The 6,750-nt window shown below is 39.4% G+C and carries 5 protein-coding genes; 4 read left to right on the top strand and 1 reads right to left on the bottom strand.

Going from position 1 to position 6,750, the window contains the following annotated elements:
- Nucleotides 1–15: 15 nt before the first annotated feature.
- A complete protein-coding gene (gene proB, locus DRW42_RS15505) occupies nt 16–1,095 on the bottom strand; it encodes a glutamate 5-kinase (RefSeq protein WP_113949735.1) in 1,080 nt (359 codons plus the stop codon).
- Between the two features lie 574 nt (nt 1,096–1,669).
- On the opposite strand from proB, the gene DRW42_RS15510 reads away from it, so the two are divergent.
- From DRW42_RS15510 to def, 4 genes are all read left to right on the top strand, one after another.
- Nucleotides 1,670–3,820: a S9 family peptidase gene (locus DRW42_RS15510; RefSeq protein ID WP_113949736.1), complete on the top strand. Its 2,151-nt coding sequence runs from the start codon at nt 1,670–1,672 to the stop codon at nt 3,818–3,820.
- A gap of 128 nt (nt 3,821–3,948) precedes the next feature.
- Nucleotides 3,949–4,401: a hypothetical protein gene (locus DRW42_RS15515; protein ID WP_113949737.1), complete on the top strand. Its 453-nt coding sequence runs from the start codon at nt 3,949–3,951 to the stop codon at nt 4,399–4,401.
- Between the two features lie 26 nt (nt 4,402–4,427).
- The gene (locus tag DRW42_RS15520; protein ID WP_113949738.1) at nt 4,428–5,660 is read left to right on the top strand and encodes a M16 family metallopeptidase; all 1,233 of its coding nucleotides are present in this window, start codon (nt 4,428–4,430) and stop codon (nt 5,658–5,660) included.
- Between the two features lie 150 nt (nt 5,661–5,810).
- Complete coding sequence (gene def / locus DRW42_RS15525; protein ID WP_113949739.1) at nt 5,811–6,371, top strand: peptide deformylase; 561 nt, start codon at nt 5,811–5,813, stop codon at nt 6,369–6,371.
- Nucleotides 6,372–6,750: the final 379 nt, after the last annotated feature.

Raw genomic sequence — 6,750 nt, forward strand, 5'->3', positions numbered from 1 at the left:
CTTCGGTATTTCAGCTTAAATAGCCGAGTAAAAATAATCGTAATGTACTAGCGCTTTTTGTTTCTTCTGCCCGATGCGTTCTCTGGCCTTATCCGATCCATATTCTGCGATTCCCAATCCAATCAGGTTATTTTTTTCGTCGATAATTTTAATGATATCACCTTTTAAAAAGTCGGTCTGGATTTCGATAATCCCTACAGGCAACAAACTGGTTGCTTTGCCAGAGGTTAATACCGTTTTCGCTCCATCATTCAGCTTCACTACGCCTGTTGCTGCTGTTTCTGAATGGGCGATCCATTTTTTCTTGCCTGATTTACTTTTTTCGGGCACAAAACGGGTATGTACCAAATCATTATTCAATAAAGAAATCAGCACATTATCTTTTGTTCCATTGGCGATATGCACAGAAATACCCAATTTGGCCACTTTTTGCGCCATGGTTGATTTGGTAATCATGCCACCCCGGCCAAATTGCGATTTACCGGTTTGTATAAACGAAGCCAGATTAGCAACCGAACCGTTAATTTCTTCGATCACTTCCGATCCTTCAATTTTCGGGTCGCCATTGTAAATACCGTCCACATTTGATAAAATAATCAGTGCATCGGCATTTAACATCGAAGCAATAAGGCCCGCCAGCTCATCATTATCGGTAAACATCAGCTCGGTTACCGAAACCACATCATTTTCATTCACTACCGGGATTACTTCGTTCTGAAGTAAAATCTGCAGGCAGTTTTTCATATTTAAATAATGGGCCCGATCTCGGAAATCTTCTTTCGTAACTAAAACCTGGGCACATTGTATGTTATGTGTGGCAAAAAAATTGGAGTAGGTATTAATCAGTTTCACCTGACCAATAGCGGCTAAAAGTTGCCGGGTAGTTACCGCATCCTGTTTTTCGGAGACCTTGATTAAACTTCTCCCTGATGCCACCGCACCCGAAGAAACTAAAATTACCTCAATGCCCTGTTTTTTAATATCGGCCAGTTGATTAACCAGGTGTTTAATCCTGGCTTCATCCGGCAAACCATTTGCCTGCGTAATTACATTCGAACCAACTTTAACAACTATTTTTTTGTACCCTAATTTCATTATAATCTTTCAACCTGTTTGGATGTGGCAATTTAACATCAATTTTTCTAAATCAGATCATTATCTATGGGCTTAATGGATTTTTGCGAAAATGATAATTGGGGTTTGCGTATGGCGCTGATTAACCCACTTTAATAAGTCCGAAGACAGATGACCGAGGTCCGAGGTTTTGAGAGAGCAAGACAATTAACCAGTTTTCAGTTGGCGGTTTACAGTTAACAATTTAGCCACTCAACAATAAACAATCCGCCCTACAGTTAACCGATTTAAACAATTAACCAGTTAACCAATTTTCAGTTAACAGTTTTCAATTAACAGTTTGCTGAGCAGTTAACCGATTTAAACAATTAACCAGTTAACCAATTCTCAATTGACAGTTGCCTACCAGTTACCCCCCCGAGCGTAGTCGAAGGGTAAACAATTAACCGATTAACCCTTAATAACAGTAAACAATCTAACCATTCAACAATAAACAATCCGCCCTACAGTTAACCGATTTAAACAATTAACCAGTTAACCCAATGAACAAATGAACTAAATTAATTAAATTGCAACTGAACCTAACTCAAACCAAATGAAACGTATCTTACCCGGCCTTATTTTGCTCAGCGCAATTACGGCCTGTAACCACCCTCAAAAGAAAGAAATGAAAGCAATAAAGTGGCCTGATGCAAAGGCACCCATAGCGGAGATTATTCCGCACCAACGGATTGTACATGGCGATACGGTAGTAGACAATTACTATTGGATGATCGATTATTTTAAAAAAGGACCTGATAGTACCAAGGTTGTAAATTACCTGAAAGCAGAAAATGCTTATCTGGATACCATGATGAAAAGTACCGATAAGTTTCAGGCCGATTTATTTAAGGAAATGAAAGGCCGCATCAAAGAAAAAGACGAATCGGTTCCGGTTTTTAAAAATGGCTATTATTACTACTCACGTACTGAAGACGGACAGCAATATTTTAAATACTGCCGCAAAAAAGGAAGTTTATCAGCGGCTGAAGAAATTTTGCTGGATGTAGATCAGCTTGCTAAAGGCCACGCTTATTACAGCGCAACTGGTTTTAGCATCAGTCCTGATAATAAACTGCTTGCTTATGGTGTTGATATGGTTTCGCGCCGTCAGTATACTATTCAGATTAAAAATTTAGAAACAGGTGAGATTTTAAAAGATGCTATTACCAATACCCAGGGTGCAGTAGCATGGGCTAATGATAACAAAACCTTCTTTTACACGTCAAAAAATCCAGTTACCTTATTAAGCGAAAAAATAAAGAAACATGTGCTTGGTGCCGATGCAAAAAACGATGCGGTGGTTTACGATGAAAAAGACAATACCAATTATATCGGTGTGGGGAAATCAAAAAATGGCCGGTATATTTTTGTTGCTTCGCAGGGAACGCTTACTTCAGAATATAAAATAATCGATGCCGACCATCCAGAAAGCCCGTTTAAAGTTTTTGCGGCCCGTATCAAAGATGTGTTGTATGATGTAATGCCGGTTGATGGCAAATTTTTGATCCTCACCAACTGGAACGCCAAGAATTTCCGCCTGATGCAGTGCCCTTTGGATAAAACTGAAAAAGAAAACTGGAAAGAGGTGGTTCCGCACCGTGCCGATGTTTTATTAGAAAGCGTTGAAGAATTTAAAGATTTTACCGTTTTATCAGAACGTAAAAATGGCTTAACCGAACTGCGTGTACTGAAAAAAGATGGCAGCGATTATTACATCAAGTTTGATGAGCCTGTTTACGATGCCGGTGTTGGCGCCAATCCCGAATACAATAGCACAACCTTACGTTATGCATATACCTCATTAACTACACCTAACTCTACCTACGATTACGATCTGATAAAAAAAGACCAGAAATTAATGAAACAGCAGGAAGTTTTGGGCGGCTACAATCCAAAAGATTATGTTACGGAGCGTGTTTTTGCAACAGCGAAAGATGGCACTAAAGTTCCAATTGCTTTGGTTTATAAAAAGGGTTTTGAAAAGAATGGTAATTCGCCTTTGTTGCTGTACGGTTATGGATCTTATGGTGCAAATTCTGATGTTTATTTCTCTTCGCCCCGTTTAAGTTTGCTGGATAGGGGCTTCGTATTTGCCATTGCCAATATCCGTGGCGGACAGGAAATGGGACGCCAGTGGTACGAGGACGGAAAACTGATGAAAAAGAAAAATACTTTTACCGATTTTATTGCAGCAGGGGAGTATTTAATTGATCAGAAATACACTTCAAAAGGCCATTTATATGCACATGGTGGTAGCGCAGGTGGTTTATTGATGGGCGCGATAGTAAACATAGCCCCTGATTTATGGAATGGAGTTATTGCTGATGTTCCTTTTGTGGATGTTATTAATACTATGCTCGATGAAAGTATTCCCTTAACTACTAACGAATTTGATGAGTGGGGAAATCCGAAACAAAAAGCCGCTTACGATTACATGAAAAGTTATTCTCCTTACGAAAATATAGAGAAAAAAGCCTATCCGAACATGCTGGTTACAACCGGGCTGCACGATAGTCAGGTACAATATTTTGAGCCGGCCAAGTGGGTAGCCAAATTAAGGGCAACCAAAACTGATAAAAATGTATTGTTGCTTAAAACCAATATGGAATTTGGTCATGGCGGTGCCTCCGGCCGTTTCGATTATTTAAAGGATGTATCCTTACGATGGGCATTTTTATTCTCGTTAGAAGGGATAGAGAAGTAAATACATTAACCTCGTCATCTCGACTGAAGCGCAGCGTAATGGAGAGATCTGTCACGAGATAGATCTCTCCGCTCCGCCATGCTACGGTCGAGATGACGAGTTCTTATTAAAAAACCTTAAACTATATCATGAACACCAAACTAAAAACACTCCAAATTATCCACCTTGCTTTATGCACAGGCGTATTCCTGTTTGCATTGGTAACCATTTTTCTTAACCGCGAAATCATGTTTTTTGATGCCAATCCGCAAACCACTTCGCCTTTTAACCCAATATTTCCGATTATGGGGCTGATTACCATATCCGGAAGCATGTTTTTTAACAGAAATCTCATTGCCAAAATTGATAAATCTGCCACTACCGATACCAAAATCAACATGTACCAAAGTGCCTTTATCATTAGCGCTGCGCTTTTAGAAGGTGGCGCACTTTTTAATATCGTAGGCTTTTTTATGACACATAATTCATTCTTTTTAATTTTTGGGGTAGCTAATTTTATTTTTTTAGTCCTGAAACGCCCAACAAAGGATAAATTGATCTCCACTTTACAATTGCAATACCCCGATACAGAGGCTTTGTAAGCAATTAGCCTTATCTTTGCCCCTCAATGGAATACAATGTTCACACCCTGCCAAACGGTATACGCTTATTGCATGTGCCTTCGGCATCAGCCATATCTCACGCCTGCATCATCATCAATACCGGATCTCGCGATGAACCCGAAAATAAAGCTGGTTTAGCACACTTTATCGAGCATTTAATTTTCAAAAGGACCGAAAAACGCAGTACCAACCAGATTTTAAACCGATTGGAAAGTGTTGGGGCCGATTTAAATGCCTACACCACCAAAGAATATACTTGTGTACACGCTTCGTTTTTAAATCCATATCTCGATCGTACATTAGATCTTTTTAATGATATCATGTTCCATTCTATTTTCCCCGAAGAGGAAATGGATAAGGAAAAAAGCGTGATCCTGGATGAAATTTCTTCTTACCTCGATCAGCCTGAAGAAGCCATTAACGATGATTTTGAAGATATGCTTTTTGCTGGTCATGCATTGGGAAACAATATTCTGGGCACAACAGATTCCGTTAAGAATTTTACCCGAGAGGATGTTATTAATTTCAGAGAGGCCAATTACCGCACCAACGAAATTGTAGTGGCCGTTTTGGGCAATTACACATTAAACAACGTTGTAAACAAAGGAAGCAGACATTTTGCCGATGTTGAAGAGAACAATCCGGACAAAAAAAGGATTAAACCAGGCATTCTTCCTCAAAGCAACACCACCATATACAAACCGATTATGCAGGCACACTGCATTTTGGGCACACAGGCGTACTCTACCTATCAATCTAAGAAAGTGCCTTTAATGCTGCTTAACAATTACTTTGGCGGTAATGGCATGAGTTCGGTTTTAAACCTGCAGATCAGGGAGAAATATGGCATTGCCTATACTATTGAATCTAATTTCTCGCCATTACACGATACAGGTATTTTTTCTATTTACTTTGGCACCGATAAGGAAAAACAGACCAAAGCACTCTCTTTGATTTTCAAAGAGATCAAAAAGCTGAAAGAAAAACCTCTAAACGAGCTGCAGTTGCAAAAGGCCAAAAACAAATTTATCGGACAAATTGCGCTGGGTGAAGAAAACAGGATCGGTTTAATCATTTCGATGGCCAAAAGCCTGATCGACCATGATAAAATAGATTCGCTGGAAACTGTTTTTGAGAAAATTAATGCTGTTACCACTGCACAAATGGCAGATGTGGTACACGAAGTTTTAGATATTGATCAACTGAATATCTTTACTTTCTGCCCAATAGAGGAATAATTGTTATTTTTGTAAAAAAATGCAATTTGCATTGCTTGACTTTTTTCGTCATTGCGAGGCACGAAGCAATCCTACAACAATCGCTAGTTCACCCAGCGCTATAAGATTGCTTCGTGCCTCGCAATGACGGACGACATAAAATACAATACAATGAAATTACCAATAGTAGCTTACGGAGATCCTGTTTTAAAAAAGGTAGGAACCGATATCGATAAAGATTATCCGGAACTAAAACAATTGATTAGCGATATGTTCGACACCATGTATTATGCCAATGGTGTGGGTCTTGCTGCTCCACAGATCGGTTTACCGATCCGTTTATTTATTGTTGATACAGGTGAAGACGAAGACGGCAAACCGGGTTATAAAAAAGTTTTTATCAATGCCGAGATTGTGGAAGAAACCGGCGAAGCCTGGAGCTTTAACGAAGGCTGTTTAAGTATTCCCGATATCCGCGAAAACATTATGCGCAAACCAAACATCAAAATTACCTATTTCGACGAAAACTGGGTAGAACATACCGATGATGTTGACGGGATGCCTGCACGCGTAATTCAGCATGAATACGATCATATTGAAGGTAAATTATTTACCGATAAAGTAAGTGTGCTCCGCAAAACGATGCTAAAAAGTAAACTTGATGCCATTTCGAAAGGAAATATCAAAACAGATTACAAAATGAAGTTTCCGAACAAAAGCAAGAAAAGATAGGCTTTGATGGAAGATGTAAGAGGGAAAATGGAAACGTTTTCCCTTTTTTTTTTGCAAAAAATACGCTAAGCAATTACCGTCTCAAATACTCGTCATTTCGAGCGAAGTGCAACGAAGTCGAGAACCCGAAGGCTCTGCAAAGCAAAATCTATCTCGAGGCAGATCTCTCTATTCGTCATTCTGAACTTCTTTCAGAATCTTATTAGCGATAGTTTTACGCAAAAAGTCGTCATTGCGAGGCTTTTTCAGGCGGATGCTCTTAGCGATCGTTGTAAAATTGCTTCGTGCCTCGCAATGACGATCGTTTTACTTGAGTCTGTCAATCCGTGCCTTGGTTCGTGTCTCCACCAATGCTATTAACTTAGTGTTATAAATATTT

The sequence above is a fragment of the Pedobacter miscanthi genome, from assembly GCF_003315595.1.
GTDB lineage: Bacteria > Bacteroidota > Bacteroidia > Sphingobacteriales > Sphingobacteriaceae > Pedobacter > Pedobacter miscanthi.